This window comes from Ensifer meliloti (genome assembly GCF_030064585.1).
In the GTDB taxonomy this organism is placed as follows: domain Bacteria; phylum Pseudomonadota; class Alphaproteobacteria; order Rhizobiales; family Rhizobiaceae; genus Sinorhizobium; species Sinorhizobium meliloti.
The window spans coordinates 1,010,403-1,026,050 of sequence record NZ_CP120366.1 but is presented as its reverse complement, the minus strand read 5'-3'; the positions used below and the strand labels follow the sequence as shown (position 1 = coordinate 1,026,050).

At 60.6% G+C, this 15,648-nt stretch carries 12 protein-coding genes and 1 pseudogene; 6 read left to right on the top strand and 7 right to left on the bottom strand.

Going from position 1 to position 15,648, the window contains the following annotated elements:
• Nucleotides 1-63: 63 nt before the first annotated feature.
• The 3 genes and pseudogenes from PZL22_RS29525 to PZL22_RS29515 all read right to left on the bottom strand — a co-directional run.
• Nucleotides 64-1,047, bottom strand: coding sequence for a helix-turn-helix domain-containing protein (locus tag PZL22_RS29525; RefSeq protein WP_164823095.1), 984 nt, complete (start codon nt 1,045-1,047; stop codon nt 64-66).
• Nucleotides 1,048-1,070: 23 nt separating this feature from the next.
• The gene (locus tag PZL22_RS29520) at nt 1,071-2,243 is read right to left on the bottom strand and encodes a type II toxin-antitoxin system HipA family toxin (RefSeq protein WP_127700892.1); all 1,173 of its coding nucleotides are present in this window, start codon (nt 2,241-2,243) and stop codon (nt 1,071-1,073) included.
• A 293-nt stretch (nt 2,244-2,536) separates the two neighbouring features.
• Nucleotides 2,537-2,974 (bottom strand): annotated as a pseudogene (locus tag PZL22_RS29515) (transposase); the annotation flags it as partial.
• Nucleotides 2,975-3,080: 106 nt separating this feature from the next.
• Between PZL22_RS29515 and PZL22_RS29510 the strand changes: the two are divergent.
• The 4 genes from PZL22_RS29510 to PZL22_RS29495 all read left to right on the top strand — a co-directional run bounded on the left by PZL22_RS29510 (nt 3,081) and on the right by PZL22_RS29495 (nt 7,097).
• Nucleotides 3,081-3,326: a hypothetical protein gene (locus tag PZL22_RS29510; protein WP_041169960.1), complete on the top strand. Its 246-nt coding sequence runs from the start codon at nt 3,081-3,083 to the stop codon at nt 3,324-3,326.
• 708 nt (nt 3,327-4,034) lie between these two features.
• Complete coding sequence (locus PZL22_RS29505; protein ID WP_010967301.1) at nt 4,035-5,327, top strand: CmpA/NrtA family ABC transporter substrate-binding protein; 1,293 nt, start codon at nt 4,035-4,037, stop codon at nt 5,325-5,327.
• Between the two features lie 62 nt (nt 5,328-5,389).
• Entirely contained in the window at nt 5,390-6,283 is an 894-nt protein-coding gene (gene ntrB, locus PZL22_RS29500) for a nitrate ABC transporter permease (protein ID WP_010967300.1), read from the top strand.
• Nucleotides 6,284-6,296: 13 nt separating this feature from the next.
• Nucleotides 6,297-7,097, top strand: a complete 801-nt coding sequence (locus tag PZL22_RS29495) for an ABC transporter ATP-binding protein (RefSeq protein WP_010967299.1) — start codon at nt 6,297-6,299, stop codon at nt 7,095-7,097.
• A 435-nt stretch (nt 7,098-7,532) separates the two neighbouring features.
• Here PZL22_RS29495 and PZL22_RS29490 read toward each other — a convergent pair whose 3' ends face one another.
• Both PZL22_RS29490 and PZL22_RS29485 read right to left on the bottom strand, forming a co-directional pair.
• Nucleotides 7,533-9,992, bottom strand: a complete 2,460-nt coding sequence (locus PZL22_RS29490) for an adenylate/guanylate cyclase domain-containing protein (RefSeq protein WP_127700894.1) — start codon at nt 9,990-9,992, stop codon at nt 7,533-7,535.
• A 190-nt stretch (nt 9,993-10,182) separates the two neighbouring features.
• Nucleotides 10,183-11,274, bottom strand: coding sequence for a branched-chain amino acid ABC transporter substrate-binding protein (locus tag PZL22_RS29485; RefSeq protein WP_015445411.1), 1,092 nt, complete (start codon nt 11,272-11,274; stop codon nt 10,183-10,185).
• A gap of 406 nt (nt 11,275-11,680) precedes the next feature.
• Between PZL22_RS29485 and PZL22_RS29480 the strand changes: the two genes are divergently transcribed.
• A complete protein-coding gene (locus tag PZL22_RS29480) occupies nt 11,681-12,394 on the top strand; it encodes a 3-keto-5-aminohexanoate cleavage protein (protein WP_010967295.1) in 714 nt (237 codons plus the stop codon).
• A gap of 247 nt (nt 12,395-12,641) precedes the next feature.
• On the opposite strand, the gene PZL22_RS29475 is transcribed toward PZL22_RS29480, so the two are convergent.
• On the bottom strand, nt 12,642-12,965 hold the full coding sequence (locus PZL22_RS29475) for a type II toxin-antitoxin system RelE/ParE family toxin (protein ID WP_010967294.1): 324 nt from the start codon (nt 12,963-12,965) through the stop codon (nt 12,642-12,644).
• Nucleotides 12,962-13,237, bottom strand: a complete 276-nt coding sequence (locus PZL22_RS29470) for a type II toxin-antitoxin system ParD family antitoxin (protein WP_080606042.1) — start codon at nt 13,235-13,237, stop codon at nt 12,962-12,964. Before PZL22_RS29470 ends, PZL22_RS29475 begins: the two co-directional genes overlap by 4 nt.
• Nucleotides 13,238-13,755: 518 nt before the next feature.
• Between PZL22_RS29470 and PZL22_RS29465 the strand changes: the two genes are divergently transcribed.
• Nucleotides 13,756-15,645, top strand: a complete 1,890-nt coding sequence (locus PZL22_RS29465) for an adenylate/guanylate cyclase domain-containing protein (RefSeq protein ID WP_127700897.1) — start codon at nt 13,756-13,758, stop codon at nt 15,643-15,645.
• Nucleotides 15,646-15,648: the final 3 nt, after the last annotated feature.

The window sequence follows — 15,648 nt, the reverse complement described above, 5'->3', positions numbered from 1 at the left end:
GCTGTCGTGGCCGAGTCCGCAGATTGCGGTCTTTGCGCCATCCCAAGCGGTTTGCGGTCACCGCTAGCGGCGCGGACGACGTTCTTTGCTGATGGGGCTATTCAACAAGCGTTGCACTTCCGCCTCGACGCGGTTGAGCGAAAGCCCTGCCACGCCAAACCTCTCATAGAGCGACGTCAACAACGGGAGCATGCATTCGGCCAATCGGCTCTCGATATCGTTGGCAGAAAAGTTTGCCTCCAGCACGGCTTCATCGCTTCGTGCCGCATGACCTTCGACAAGCAGATCACTCAGCGGGTTAGCCCAGGAGCGCAACACGCGACCGCGCAGGCCCGTGAACATGACGCGGAAATGAACCGTCACGGCTGTTTCGGCATCTTTGCGAAGGAGCGACGCAAGCTTTTCCGCGTGCAACAGAACCTCACCCATCCGCCATAGGGGAAGCGTCGTGTCGAGGATCGTTCCGGCGGGGAACGTCTCCGCACCATCTTCCTGATAACCGCGGATCAGGAACATGCGCCCCGAAGGGGCCGCACGCCAGAAATCGCAATGCGCAGGATCATTGAACCCGCGCTCGACTTCCTCGCCTTGCGGAGCAAGCCAACATTCAATCAGTCCATCAACTTCACGCGGCTGAATAGCCTCGCGTGTCGGAAGCCAGAACGGCGGCCAGCCCGTTTTCCGAACTACGGCCTTTTCAAGAATGCGTTCAAAGGCGGTCAGCTCCGACATCTTGAGATCGCCCTCAAGCCAGTAGTCGAACCGATACCAGCCATTCGGAAACCGCGCAGGCGAATCTTGGGGGAGCGGAGCAACCAGATTACGCCAACGCTCAAATGCATCGCGCACGAACCGGGCTTGCGTGTCCCCCTCGGTAGGCTCATCCACCAAACCAACGACGCGCAGGATGTCGAGGGCTTTCGCCAGTGTCAGGGTCGTTTCACCACGCTCGAACGCAGCCATTGTCGGATGGCTGACACCCGCCAAAGCCGAATGATGTTTTTGTGTAAGACCTTCCGCCTTGCGACGGCGCAAGGTTTCTTCCACGTACCGTTGCCACGCAAGCGGAGCTATGTTTCCAGTATTCTCAGGCATGAGTTGTCCACGATCTCCTTGAATCTATGCACGAAGCCATCCGCCGGCTCCGCGTCGGGCGGACGGATAATGGATGCAGCCTTCTCCACCTGCCGCTTTAGCTGTTTGAATGTCTGGTCGATGGCCCTGTCCGGCAGGCCGATCTCCTTGCCGAAGGCGCGGAAAATTGCCTGGTTGGCCGCTTCCAGATGGATTTTCTCACCGCCGATTGACAGCGCCAATGTTTGGTCGAACCCGTCATAAAATGCGGTGTTCACCACATCGTAGGCGGGGGATAGCCGTAAGCCCGTCGGCGTTTCCAGAAGGGAGAAGTTTTTCAGGTGGGCATCGCAATTCCCGATCAGGGTGAAGACAATCAGGCGATTGAAAAACCGCAACAGGTCGATTGGCGCGCGCGATGAGTGCTGACGAATGATCGCGGCAATATCCTCGTAGGCCGCATCATACTTGCCTGCGTAGTCCTGTCCCTTGGGCTTGCTGAGGATCTGCGCACAGTCTTCGAGGCGCAGTTTCTCGCCGTTCGGTCTCCGGTCGAAGCGGGCAACAATGAGCGCCGTTTCGTCAACAACCGCGGTGAGCGAGGCCGTGAACCCGGTCACTTCCCTTTCGCCAAGGACGGCGGCGGTCCACCGCAGGCTCAGGAGTTCATTTCGAACGAGGTTGTCTATTCGGTCGGAATTGAATTTAGCGATATAGAGCGCTGATCCCGTCGCACTCGCGGGAACAAACCTGTTTTCATCGTCCTTGGTGACAAGCAGTTTCTTCTGCACACCTGAAACCGTGCGTCCGGGACTGACGGTGGCTTCGGTGATTTCCGGGAGCTGTGCGGCATCGTCCGGCGGCCGGATGCTGACGGCCCCGATACAGTCTGCACCGTAACGAAGGAGCAGCCCAAGGTCGTCTTCTTCGACGATATGTGCCGAACGTGCCTGTTGTTCGCGTAACCATCCTTCCGGGCCGAGGTGCTGGAAAAACGGATGCAGGCCGACCTTCCATTCATGTTCGCGTTGCGTGGAGGGGAAGCAGCACGCGATATTGCCTTCATTCCAGTCTGAATGATAGGCGAAGCGCGTTCCGCCGTTGGCCGTTTCGACCAACGTGCCGGCGGTTTCATCCTTGAACAAAATATTTGCGCTTCTCAGTGCCATTAAGTTATGCCTTCGCTCTCTACCTCGTACGCGCCCGCTGGGGGGCGCTTACGAAGCCATACATCCATCATGGTGTGCTGATTTGTAAGAAAATCAAGGTATAACTCGATTTCACGCATTTCGCGCCAAACTAACAATCTTTAGCTTTATATCCGTCCGATCCGCGCCAGCCACAGCTCGCCTGCGAAACTATGACTCGAATCTAGCGTAAAAATCCATTCGCGGAAGGCCGTTTTGTCCGAGGACATCGATGAACCTCGTCTTCGGCGGGCTGGCTTCCTGTGCCAGCATCGTCAGGTTGGCCTGAGACGGGCGAAGAGGGCGAGATTGTAGGCGACCACCGAGGACGAGACGTAGGTCTCGAAGTGGTGGAGCCCGCGCCAGGTGCAGTGGGCCAGGCCATAGGTCCGCGTCAGGCCGGAGATGCCGGCTACGATGCCGGCCCGGAAGTTTCTGAGCTTGCGATACACCCAGCGGCTCCTGACCATATCTTTGATCCGGAGGCGGCCGCTCTTCTTAGGAAGGCCATATCGCGCATACCCCAGGCCTTGGCCTGGGGTATGTTTTCACGGCTCGCATAGCCGCCGTCGGCGCCCGCCTGCCGCGGCGCCTCGCCATAGAAGGATGTGGCGCTCCAGTAAGGGCAAAAGCCGCTCGCTGTCGGCCGGATTGCCGGCTTCGATGACGAGATAGAGAATCAGTCCGCTCCTGCCGGTGGTCAGATTGATCTTGCGCTTGAGTTTGACTTGCTAGAATCCGGGGGTTGGGGGTCGGTGCGTGATATCCGGAACCTCCCCGTCCGTCGTCGGTTCCTCCTTCCCTGGCAGGAGAAACAACATGGCGAGCGACGAACTGAGCGCCGGCTTCACCGGGAAGCCGACCGAACCGCCCACGGGTGTCCGAAAGATAGCTAAGGCAGCCAGCGGCGCAGTTGGCCGCGAAGCGAACGCTGTCGTGGTAGGGGCCGCAGATCACCCATACACTGCAACAGGATTGGCGCTCACAGTCGGCGCCATTGCCTTCGCGGTCGGTTATACTATGGGTCGATCGTCAAGCGAAAAGGGCCGAAGTTACTGGCGATAGAGGCCGCGCAATGCACAAAATCGCGCGCCGGTGGCGCGCTGCTGGTGTAGCCGCAAGTTGTGGCGGCGCTTGGCCACGCATCCGCCGAAGGCGACTGGATGCGCAACTCACCCCGCCATGAGCGGGGTTTTTCACAGTTTCAGATCAGTACGCCTTTTAGCTATGCGTTCCGCTCGACCAACTGACCTTCGGGCCCCTCGTCTTTCCCGCGTCACCTTGGATCTCGTCGTGGTTGGAACGGGTCACCCTTCCGCGCAGTCGGCAACGAGGCAAACAGCATTCACGGGATACACCGACATCAGCATGTTTTCCCAGGCAATGGCCGCCCTGGCCCAGGCTCGCTCAACGACATTTCAACGCCACCGCCGCTTTTCTACGCGGAATGACGACTTAACTCGTGCTGCAGTGCACAACATGTCATCGTGATTTGCTAATGTTGCTTTTTTGAGCAGGCGCCTGAACCACCCATTACTTATTAGATTCAAAGGGATATCGTGACCGCCCAAAACTGGCATGGGCCTTGCTTTTTTATCATTGCTTTGATCAACGGCGATTGAAGCGAGCTCAGGCGCCGATAGCGCCTGCCAAAGACACCGACGTCGCAAGGTCCTTGCCTCCATGGGTTTCCTTCCCAACCCAGGAGCGCAATGCCCAAGCGGCGTTTTTTTGTCGGCTTTCGACCGGCCACCACATTGAGGGAACGTGCGCATGACCAAGACTTTGTTCGGCGGCCTGACCCGCCGCAGCGTGCTGAAGACCACCGCGACGGCCGCCATGGTCGGCGCAGCGAGAACGCTTTTGCCCTCCGGGGCCTTCGCCCAGGGCGCCGGTCCCGAGACCGCGAAGGCCACCCTCGGCTTCATCGCGCTGACCGATTCAGCCCCGCTGATCATCGCCAAAGAGAAGGGTTTGTTCGACAAGTACGGCATGACCGAGGTCGAGGTGGTGAAGCAGGCCTCCTGGGGCACGACCCGCGACAATCTGGTGCTCGGCTCGGCCGGCGCCGGTATCGACGGCGCCCATATCCTGACTCCGATGCCCTATCTCATCTCGACTGGCAAGGTGACGCAGAACAACCAGCCACTGCCGATGGCGATCCTCGCCCGCCTCAATCTCGACGCGCAGGCGATCTCGGTCGGTGCAGCCTATGCCGATCTGAAGGTCGGCATCGACGCCTCGGTGCTGAAAGATGCCTTCGCCAAGAAGAAGGCCGGTGGCGAGGCCGCCAAGGTCGCCATGACCTTCCCGGGCGGTACACACGACCTCTGGATCCGCTATTGGCTCGCCGCCGCCGGCATCGACCCGGACAAGGATGTCGAGACCATCGTCGTCCCGCCGCCGCAGATGGTCGCCAACATGAAGGTCGGCACCATGGACTGTTTCTGCGTCGGCGAACCCTGGAACGAGCAACTCGTCAACCAGAAGATCGGCTACACCGCTGTCAACACCGCCGAGATCTGGGCGGAGCATCCGGAGAAGTCCTTCGCCATGCGCGCCGACTGGGTCGAGAAGAACCCGCGCGCCGTCAAGGCGCTGGTCATGGCCATCGAGGAAGCCGCGCAGTGGTGCGACGATATGGCGAACAAGGACGAACTCGCCAAGATCGTCGGCAAGCGCAGCTGGTTCAACGTGCCGCCAAAGGACATCGTCGATCGGCTGAAAGGTGAATACGACTACGGCAACGGCAAGATCGTGGAGAACAGCCCCCACTTCATGAAATTCTGGCGCGAACACGCGTCCTACCCGTTCCAGAGCCATGACGCCTGGTTCCTCACCGAGAATATCCGCTGGGGCAAGCTTGCATCGGATACGGACATCAAGGGGCTGATCGCCAAGGTCAACCGTGAGGACATCTGGCGCGAAGCGGCAAAGGACCTCGGCATCTCCGACATCCCCGCCTCCACTTCGCGCGGGCCGGAGACCTTCTTCGACGGCAAGGTCTTCGATCCCGCAAATCCCGAAACGTACCTGAAGAGCCTGGCAATCAGCCGCATCGCCTGATGCCGCATCGGCAGCCGGGTCCCTTCCCGGCCGCCTTCGATTAACCCCCCTAGGAGAACGGCATGTCCGTCACCAATCTCAAGCTCAAACCCCAGGCGACTCCGCAGACCGCCGCTCAGGTCATCGCTCTCGGGCAGACGGCGAGCCGCGGCATCGATGGCCGTCTGTCGCGCTTTGTCACCCAGACGGTCACCAACCTCTTGCCGCTGCTCGTCACACTGACGTTCTTCACCCTTGCCTGGCAGCTCATCTGCTCGTCGCCTGAATCGAGCCTTCCGGCCCCGTCGCGTGTCCTCGAGGAAAGCTGGGAACTGATCGCACATCCCTTCTACATCGGTCAGGGTGTCGATCAGGGTCTGTTCTGGCACGTGTTCGCCAGCCTGCAGCGCGTCGCGCTGGGCTACGCGATGGCTGCGGCGGTCGGCGTCGCGCTTGGGACGCTCGTCGGCCAGAGCGCGCTCGCGATGCGCGGCCTCGATCCGATCTTCCAGGTGCTTCGCACCGTGCCGCCGCTCGCCTGGCTGCCGCTTTCACTCGCCGCCTTCCAGGATGGCACCCCTTCGGCAATCTTCGTCATCTTCATCACGGCGATCTGGCCGATCATCATCAACACCGCGGTCGGCATCCGCAACATTCCGCAGGATTACCAAAACGTCGCCAAGGTGCTGCGACTGAACAGCTTCGAATATTTCGGCAAGATCATGCTGCCGGCCGCTGCCCCCTACATCTTCACCGGTCTTAGGATCGGCATCGGTCTCTCCTGGCTGGCGATCGTGGCGGCCGAGATGCTGATCGGCGGCGTCGGCATCGGCTTCTTCATCTGGGATGCGTGGAACTCGTCGCTGATCAGCGACATCATCGTGGCGCTCATCTATGTCGGCATTGTCGGCTTTCTCCTCGACCGCCTCATCGCACTCGTCGGCCGCGCCGTCACCCGCGGCACTGCAAACGCTTAGAGAGGGAAGCCCGATGACCAAGAGCTATCTTTCACTTGAACTGCTGGACAAGAGCTTCGAACGCGGCGGAACACGCACCGAGGTTCTCAAACAGGTCTCACTTACAGTCGACAAGGGTGAATTCATCTCGATCATCGGCCATTCTGGCTGCGGCAAGTCGACCCTGCTTAACATCGTCGGTGGGCTGACACAGGCGACGACCGGCGTCGTCCTCCTCGACGGCAAGGTCGTCGACGAACCTGGACCGGACCGCGCCGTCGTCTTCCAGAACCACTCGCTGCTGCCGTGGCTCACGGTCTACGAAAACGTCCGGCTGGCCGTCGACAAGGTGTTTTCGAGAACCCGCAACAAGCAGGAACGCCATGAATGGACGATGCGCAACCTCGAGCTAGTGCAGATGGCGCATGCCGCCGAGAAGCACCCCTCAGAGGTCTCCGGCGGCATGAAGCAGCGCGTCGGCATCGCCCGGGCGCTTGCCATGGAACCGAAGGTGCTGCTTCTCGACGAGCCCTTCGGGGCGCTCGACGCCCTGACCCGCGCGCATCTGCAGGACCAGGTCATGCAGATTCACGCGACGCTCGGCAATACGGTGCTGATGATCACGCATGACGTCGACGAAGCGGTCCTGCTTTCGGACCGCATCGTCATGATGACCAATGGACCCTCTGCACGAGTCGGTGAAATCCTCGACGTGCCGCTCGCGCGTCCGCGTCGTCGCATTGAGCTCGCCTCCGATCGAACTTACCTGACATGTCGCGAGTCGGTGCTGAAGTTCCTCTACGAACGCCACCGCTTCGTCGAAGCTGCAGAGTGATTATTCCGAACGGAACTCGATCTCGGTAAAGGCTCTCACCAGCGGCAATCTTCTACAGCCTGCGGTATCTTAGTTGTGTCGTCCCCTGCCCTGCAACGATCAACAGTACGCGGCGGTTTGGGTCAGTTTTGGGTGGCGAAGGCTTCCTTCCGGGCCCGATCGGACTGTTCCAGCCGCACCGCGTGCTTCGATGGAGCCATCAAAGGTGCGCTTGTCGGCGCAACCAAACCTGAGCCGCGCAGCCGCCAGACGTCGGCTCTCCAGCTCGCCGACGGCTTCGTTCGCGGTTAGGGCCGAGCTTATCCCTCGCCTTGACCGGGTCCGAACCATGGGCCACTTAAATCTTCCGCACCAGCGCCGGTGGAGGTACCTTTGGTCCTGCGAACAAGCACGCGATTAGCGAGAATCTGGTTCGTTCTGCGCTGGCAACTATGGCTAACGACGGAGTCGGTCGAGTGTTTCGCGAAGGGCGGTTATCGCCACTTCGCGCTCGCCGGTCGACATGAGTTCCGGCTCCGCCTCGAGCCTTAGATGGGGCAGCTCGGTTCGAATGGCATTGCAGCTCTTGGTCAGATTGGCCTTGAAGTCGACGACGCGATAAGTCGCGACCGGATAGGCTATTCCCCTGATCTGGACACGTCCCGTCTCCTCACAGTGGATCAGGTCCTTTACCTGCGCGAAGGTCTCGTAGGAGATGAGCACTGAGCCGGGGGCGGCCTCCTCTTCAAGTCGGGCGGCGAGGTTTACGGCGCCGCCGATGATCGTATAGTCCATCCGGTCCTCGCTGCCGAAATTGCCGACCGTGCAGTAGTCAGTATGAATGCCGATCCGGCAGCGCAGTGGCATCTCTATGCCGACGCTGCGCCAGGTTTCGCCGAGTTCGCCCATCCGCTCCTGCATGGCGAGTGCCATCGAGACACAGGCGATCGCGTCCTCCCTAATGCCGCGTGTTTCGGGGTCGCCGAAGAACATCAATATGGCGTCGCCTACGTACTTATCGATCGTAGCCCCGAAGGACAGAGCAATCTTCGACATTTCCGTCAGATACTGATTGAGGAGTTGGGTCAGTTCCTCGGACTCCATCTTGTCGGTTGTTTCCGTGAATGCCGCAATGTCGGAGAAACAGATCGTCAGCTTCTTCCTCCGGCTTTCGATCCTAACGTCCTGTTTGCCGCTGAAGATCGAGTTATAGACCTGCGGCGCGAGGTATTTGGCAAGCTTGGCGGAGAGCGCCTCGAGCGCAACTGATTTTTCGGAGAGGTCCTGCTCACGGCGCTTGAGCTCCGTGATGTCGGAATAGACCGCGACGGTGCCGCCGCCCGAAATCCGGCGTTCGCTGATCTGGATCCAGCGATCTGGACCGCGCTGCTGAAGGAGTGTTCCGGTCGGATTGCGATGTGCTTCGAGGCGCTCGGCGAGCCATTCTTGCTCCCGCCCGATCGCATCCTCTATCAAGCCACGCTCCGCTGCCGCGCGGATGATCGCCTCGAAATGGGTTCCGGAAACGACTGTGTCATCCATCCCCGGGTAAAGAATGTCGCGATATCGACTGTTGCAGACGAGAAGCCGATCTTCGCTGTCATAAAAGGCGAAGCCCTCCGATATGCTTTCAATCGCGTCGATAAGGCGCTGGCGGGCTTCAGCCACAGTGCGCAGGTTCTTCTCCTCGACCTCGATCGCCGTATCGCGGAATACGCGAAGAGCCTTGGCCATACGGCCGATCTCGTCGCCACGGGTCTGCGGTAACGGCACCCGAAGGTCGCCAGCGGCGATGGCAAGCATGCTATGGCTTAGGCCAGTAAGGCGTGCAAGAAGATTGCGGTCGACATAGAGCCAGACGATCAGGACCGAACTCAAGAGGCTCAGAAGGGCGGAGCCAAGCACGACCCCAGTACCATAGCGCCGAACCGTTGCGGCTTCCGAGCCCGCCTCGGCGATGTCGCCTTTGGCCGCCGCCACCAGGCGGTCCACGGCCAGAGTGAGCTTCCGCGACAGCTTATCGTTCTCCACCACTAACTTCTCGCCCTCTGCCACAACCGCGAGCTCTTCGTTACGCGCGTTCGGGATGCTTCTCTGGCCGTCGATCAGCGCCTCGAACTGGTCTACGAGCTGCTGAAAACGCTTGCGCAATTGCTCATCGAATTCGGGGGTCACCGACTCGAGCGTCTCGATCGAGCGCCGAAGGGGGAATGAAATCAGCGACAGGTCGCCTGGCGTCGGCGCGACAGCGGCCTGCAGAAGCGTGTCATTGATTGCCGCGATCTCCCGCTGCGCGGTCTGCTGTGGGATGTAGGCGGCGATCGCTCGCGCCAGGTCTCTTGTGGCCGCGGCCTCTGCCTCTGGCGTCGTCACTGCATCGGCTGTGGCTGCCCGCCATCGCGGCACTTTGGAATTCATAACGAGAATACCGGGCGCGACGAGGCGCTGGCTAGCATTTGTCGTTGCCGACAGGCGACGCAGAAGTTCCTCCTTGCGTGCGACGGCAGCAAGGCGGACGGTGACGAGCTCGTCGAGAGCATGCAAGTTGCGCCTGAGCCCGACCACCGCGTCTTCGATCTCGCTGACCACCCCCGAGCTCAGTGTCGCTCCCTTTAGAGCCGCTAATAGCTCTTCGAGTCGCGCCATCTCGCTGCCTATCGCGGCCGAGACCTCGCTGTGCCGGGCCCTACTGGTCGAAGCCAGGAAAGCCGGCGCGGTGGCGGCGACACGTTCAGCATGGCGGGAGAGTTCGAGGGACGCGAGCGCGGACGGGGCCCGGCGCTCCGTTACTCGTTCGAGCACCTGACTGAGCTCAAGAAAGGCATACAAGGCGCCTACGGTCGCAAGCACCGCAAAGGCGCTGATGCCGAAGAAAGCGAACAACAATCTGCCACGAACGCCGAGACGGTCAAACATCGCGGCACCCCCTAGCTTCCGGCTGAAGGCGGCCAACATGGTCCGCAAGGAACTCTTCTCATAAGGCGAGCTGCTGCGATCAGCGCCTACAGCGCCGTCGTGTCTTCGGACGCACCGAGCTCGCCGTAGCTTCTTCAGTTGCTACATGTTTTTTACCCTTTGATCGGCTCCAATTAGGCAAACCTGCGGGTTACTCAACAGGCACGTACTCGCCACTTTTCCAAACATACCATACCCAGCTTTGGACTGTGAGATCGCCCTTCTTATCAAAGTCGATCCGGCCCAGCACCGTATCGAATTGGTCTTCGCGCAGCGCCGCTATCACCGCCTGAAGGTCAAGCGAGTTCGCCTTCGTGACCGCTTGAGCCCAGATCTCGGCAGCGCCGTAGCTGTGGAGCGTCCAGGAATCCGGCTCGAAGTTTTCAGCCCTAAAGCGCTCGACGACCTCCGCGGCCTCAGCATTTCGACGCGGGTCGGCGACAAAGGTGAAGAGCGTCCCCTCGGCGGCAGGGCCGGCAATAAGGCCAAATGCCTCGGTCGCGGTGTCGTCGCCCGAGATAAGCTGGACCGGGTAGGCGCGGTCGCGCGCGGCGCGGACCATAAGGGCTGCTTCCGTATGATAACCCCCAAGATAAAGCACCGCGATATGTGCCGTCTGCAACGCGGCGACCTCAACCGAGTAATCGTCCTTTCCGGGCGTGTAGCTTTGATAAACCGCTTCGGTCACGCCCCGCATGTTGAGTTGCTTCTTCGTCTCGTCGGCAAGTCCCTTCCCATAGGTCGTGTTGTCGTGAAGGATCGCAATCTTGCTGTCGCCCCAGTGGTCGGCCAGATAGTTGCCGGCCTTGTGGCCCTGGGCATCGTCGCGACTGCAGACGCGGAAGACATTGGCGTGCCCTTGCTCAGTCAACATCGGATTGGTCGAGGACGGCGAAATCTGCAGAACGCCAGCGGCCGCATAGATCTTCGATGCAGGGATGGAGGCTCCGGAGCAGTAATGCCCGATGACGAAGACTGCACCGTCTGCGACCAGCTTCTCGGCGGCCGCAAGCGCCTGCCGAGGATCGCAGAAGTCGTCGGCCACGATCAGCCGAACCTGCTGGCCGAGCACACCGCCTGCGGCATTGATATTGGCAACGGCCATCTCCGCACCGCGCCTAAGCTGGGTGCCGGTCCAGGCGAGCTTACCGCTCATCGGGCCAGCGACGCCGATCAGGACTTCCGCCTCACTCTGGGATGCAAGCGCGAATGCAAGTGCAGCAGCGGCGAAAAGATGGCGCATGGAGGCCCCTCCCCGTTTGCATTTTACTCTTTACGGATGGGGACCGCCACCGTGCATGACGGCAGTGGTCAAGCGAAGCGGGTCGCAGGATCCGGCTCTTGGCCGATAAGCGTGCTCCGGTGGCTCAAGGGCGGCGGCTCGGTTATGAGCGTTGTCGGCGCTTTCGGCACGGCGCCGACAACGCGCCGGAGCTCCACGAGCAAACCGCTGTTCCAGGCGATACAATATGCGATCTTCTTAGCCCAGAACGTGAACATCCTCGCAACGAGCCGTGCACAGGGCTCGTGACGAACGGCTCCCTTCGCCCGCAAGTGGTCGTCAGCGATGGGCGCAATGAGCGGCTCGAATGAGCCCATTGCAGACCTTCTCTCTACAGCTAACATGCCCACAAATACTGGAGACCAACATGATCGTCCAAGCCTGCCTTAACGGTGCACGTCCTAGCGACTATCACCCGCGGCTACCGCTCACGGCGGATGCCATTGCCCTCGACGGTGCGGCATGCATCTCCGCGGGGGCTGCCGAACTTCACATACACCCCCGCGGCCCGGACGGACGTGAGAGCCTCCTGGCGGTCGATGAGGCGATATACGCCGTGCGGCGCGCTTGTCCGGGAAGTCTTGTCGGAGTGTCAACGGGCGCGTGGATAGAACGCGACGAGAAGCAGACGCGAGACTGCATCTCTGCTTGGCGGCAGCTGCCCGACTACGCCTCCGTCAATATCTCCGAGCGAGATGCTCCAGCGGTTATCGCGTTGCTGCACCGCATGGGTGTCGGCGTCGAAGCGGGATTGGCCACGGTCGCGGATGCCGAGCGATTTGTCACGCTTCCGGATTGCCATCGAGCTTTCCGCATCCTCATCGAGATCGAAGAACAGGACCTCGGAAAGGCTGACGCAATCGCGGATGGGATCGCGCAAGTTCTTGAGCGCGCGAATATCCTACGACCAGTCCTTCTACACGGCTTGGACGCGACCGCTTGGCACTTCGTCAACCGCGCGCATCAACGGCGCTGGTCTACGCGAGTTGGATTGGAGGATGGGTGCCAACTTACGAATGGTGAAATAGCGGGTGGGAACGCCGACCTCGTGGCAGATGCGCTTCAAATCTTTCGCTCGTAACATGCCAGATTGGCCTTCCATTCAGCACGGTAACACCTCGCTCGAATGGCAGCTTCGTCCGCATTTCGGCGGTCCCGTGTGCTGGCCATGGGCGACTTCTCACCACCCATTGCGGTCTCCGAGGTGAGTTTCGATCTCTCGCCTTGAAAGAAGCAGAACCTGAGACCCCCGTCGTTTGACGTCTGACGCAGTTGAGAGGATACGAACCGCCGGCCCACCAATAGCTTCGGCGGGAATGTCCGAGCGGTCAGTGATTGTTCGGCTCCTGCATCCATTGCGGATTGTCTCGCTTGGCATGTAGCACGCGCCACACATCGACATGATCTGGCTGGTCGCGATAGAAAATGAGATAGGGATATCGCTTCAGAGAGACACTCCGTAGGTCAGGCAATCCCAATTCGTATGCATATCGCAACGATCCTGCCTCCGGATGGCTCGCGATCGAAGCGTACGCCGCTTGAAGTGCGCCGATAAATCCGTGCGTGACCTCGGTTCCTGCTTCGCGTGCATAATAGTCAATGGCCGCCTCGACATCGCTGCGCGCCAACTGCCGCGGGATAATAGTCTTCACTTGCTGTGCTCACCACGAACTCGATCGCGCAGACTGGTGAAATAATCCGCGTCGACCGGCTCAGTTGGTGCGGACGAGGCTCCGTCAAGCAACAGCCTGCGTAACGCGAGGCGATCCTGATCTCGACGTATCAACTCCCGAATATACTCACTACTTGTCCCATAACCCCGTCCGGCGACTTGCTCATCGACGAAGCTCTTAAGGTGGTCCGGCAGGGAAATGTTCATTGTGCCCATGCAAGTGACTGTACCGGTTTTGGCAAAAATTGGCAAGACCGCTCGCTTCCCTTCGACCACGAGACCGACGCCGCAATGCCGAATCCGCAGCATGGCAGTGACGCAGGTTCCCGTCGATACATTATGCGATTTCTCTAGCACAACCTTTAAGCTCGACTTGTGACTCCCTTTCTGCTCCATTGGACGCAAGGACGGAGCATTCCGAAAGGGTGGCCCATTTGATCTTGACGTTTCTGGAGCGTCCGTGACCGCTTCTAGCGCTTCTTCGTATTCAGATCGACGTCGGCAACGTGAACTTTCCACCCATTTGCGACGGATGGGAACCGGACAAATCGACCCGTTGCTGTCATTGCCCAAGGCACGCTCCAATGTCTGGTGAAGCCGAAAGTGCGACATTGAAGGGCTAAGAGACTCGCCGTGACCATCTGCCACGCGTGTTGAAGCAGTCCGCCCTTACCGATGCGCAAGTGAGATCGTGTAGGTGCGATGGTCGGGCCAGTCATTTCATTTTGATGCGACCAATCCTATAATGCGCCGGGGAAAGGGCAATCCCGATGGAACGCAAGCTTTGTGCTATCCTCGCCGCCGACGTCGTGGGCTATTCCGCCCTGATGGAGCGCGACGAGGCCGGGACATTCGAGCGTCTTCATGCCGGACGCAAGGAGCTGTTTGAGCCCGAAATTGCCCGCCACCACGGCAAGGTTTTCAAGCTTATGGGCGACGGGCTGCTCGCCGAATTCGGCAGCGTCGTTGACGCCGTGGAATGCGCGGTCTCGCTACAGCGCGGGCTAACGGAGCGGAACGCCGCCGTTCCCCATGATCAGCGGATACGGGTGAGGATCGGCATCAATCTCGGCGAGGTGATTGTCGAGAGGGAAGACCGGTATGGCGAAGGCGTCAATGTCGCGGCCAGGCTTCAACAATTGGCGGAGCCGGGTGGCATCTGTGTCTCGGGAAAGGTAGCCCGGGAGGTCGAGAAGAAGCTGGCCTTCGGTTTCGAGCCAATGGGCGAACAGAAGGTGAAGAACATCATCGAACCAGTGCAAGCGTTCCGCATCACCATCGAACGGCAAGCCAGACGCCGACCGGTGATACGGTTTCAACGGTATTGGGTTGGGACAGGAACAGCGGTGCTAGCCCTTCTTCTTGTTTTGGCAGGCGCAGCCTGGCAGTTTTGGCCGACGGCCACGGTGAGCGGTAAGCCTTCTGTAGCGGTGTTGCCGTTCGACAACTATGGCGGCGACGAGGCAAGCGGACGCCTCGCTGACGGCCTCACCGAAGACATCATCACCGATCTGGCGCGGTTTCCGGAATTTAAGGTCATCGCCCGAAACTCGACCGAGACTTACAAGGGAAAGGCGATAGATGTCCGCGAGATCGGCAAGGCGCTCGATGTCGGCTTTGTGGTTGAGGGCTCGATCGCGCGCGAAGCTGACCGCGTACGCGTCACTGCGCAGCTCATCGACTCGAAGCAAGGCCGCCACCTTTGGTCGCAGCGGTGGGATCGGCCGGACAAGGAGGTATTCGTCATTCAGGCCGAGATCGCCGAGCAGATCGCGAACCGTCTTGGAGGCGGCGCCGGGCTGGTCCAGGAGAGCGGCCGGATCGCGGCCCATCGCAAGGTGCCCGGCAATCTTAACGCCTATGAGCTCTATCTCCTCGGCACCGAAAGGCTGGAGCAGTTAGACCAGGCGAATCTCGAGGCGGCACTCTCGCTCCTCACTCAAGCGGTTCAGTCCGACCCCGGACTCGCCCGCGGCTGGGTCGAGCTCTTCCACACGCACGACCTGCTCGCCGGTCTCGGGATTGAGCCGGAGCGGAATCGGGCCCTGGCTGATGCGGCCGCGGAGCGCGCGCTTACGCTCGATCCAAGCGATCCGGAGGCCCACGCTGTCTACGGCAGCAGTCTCGGCATGCGTGGCGACTTCGCAAGGGCGGAGGCCGAGTATGAAGCGGCCCTGCGCATGGCGCCAAACGCCGCCGAAATCCTGATCTTTTATATCGGCTGGGCGTCTACCTTCGGGAAGCCCGAGCGCGGCGCCGATCTAGTCGAGCGGGCGATCCAGCTCGACCCGAACTACCCCGGCTGGGCCAACAGGCCCTTCGGCCTTGCCTATTTCATGGCCGGGCGCTACCCCGAGGCGGTAACGATGTTCGAACGGCTGGGGATCGAGCGGCACAACCGCTGGAGTTGGGCGGCGCACGCAGGGGCGCTGGCCGCAGCGGAGCGGCGGACGGAGGCGGCAGCGCTCGTCGCACGGGCGATGGCGGCGCATCCCGATCTCAGCATCGAGTTGATAGCGAACGAACCCGGTTGGAGTGACGCCGAGCGTCGTCGCTTCATCAATACGATGCGACTTGCCGGCTTTCCCGCCTGCACCAAACCCGAGGTTCTTGCAAAGATTGAAAAACCGTTGAGGCTTCCTGAATGCGCGTCCCTTTGATCT

Bases quoted from the DNA above. Each gene is read 5' to 3' on its own strand.
- PZL22_RS29510 (WP_041169960.1), top strand. From the start codon at position 3,081: ATGGCGAGCGACGAACTGAGCGCCGGCTTCACCGGGAAGCCGACCGAA.
- PZL22_RS29480 (WP_010967295.1), top strand. From the start codon at position 11,681: ATGATCGTCCAAGCCTGCCTTAACGGTGCACGTCCTAGCGACTATCAC.
- ntrB (WP_010967300.1), top strand. From the start codon at position 5,390: ATGTCCGTCACCAATCTCAAGCTCAAACCCCAGGCGACTCCGCAGACC.
- PZL22_RS29520 (WP_127700892.1), bottom strand. From the start codon at position 2,243: ATGGCACTGAGAAGCGCAAATATTTTGTTCAAGGATGAAACCGCCGGC.
- PZL22_RS29505 (WP_010967301.1), top strand. From the start codon at position 4,035: ATGACCAAGACTTTGTTCGGCGGCCTGACCCGCCGCAGCGTGCTGAAG.
- PZL22_RS29485 (WP_015445411.1), bottom strand. From the start codon at position 11,274: ATGCGCCATCTTTTCGCCGCTGCTGCACTTGCATTCGCGCTTGCATCC.
- PZL22_RS29465 (WP_127700897.1), top strand. From the start codon at position 13,756: ATGGAACGCAAGCTTTGTGCTATCCTCGCCGCCGACGTCGTGGGCTAT.
- PZL22_RS29490 (WP_127700894.1), bottom strand. From the start codon at position 9,992: ATGTTTGACCGTCTCGGCGTTCGTGGCAGATTGTTGTTCGCTTTCTTC.
- PZL22_RS29495 (WP_010967299.1), top strand. From the start codon at position 6,297: ATGACCAAGAGCTATCTTTCACTTGAACTGCTGGACAAGAGCTTCGAA.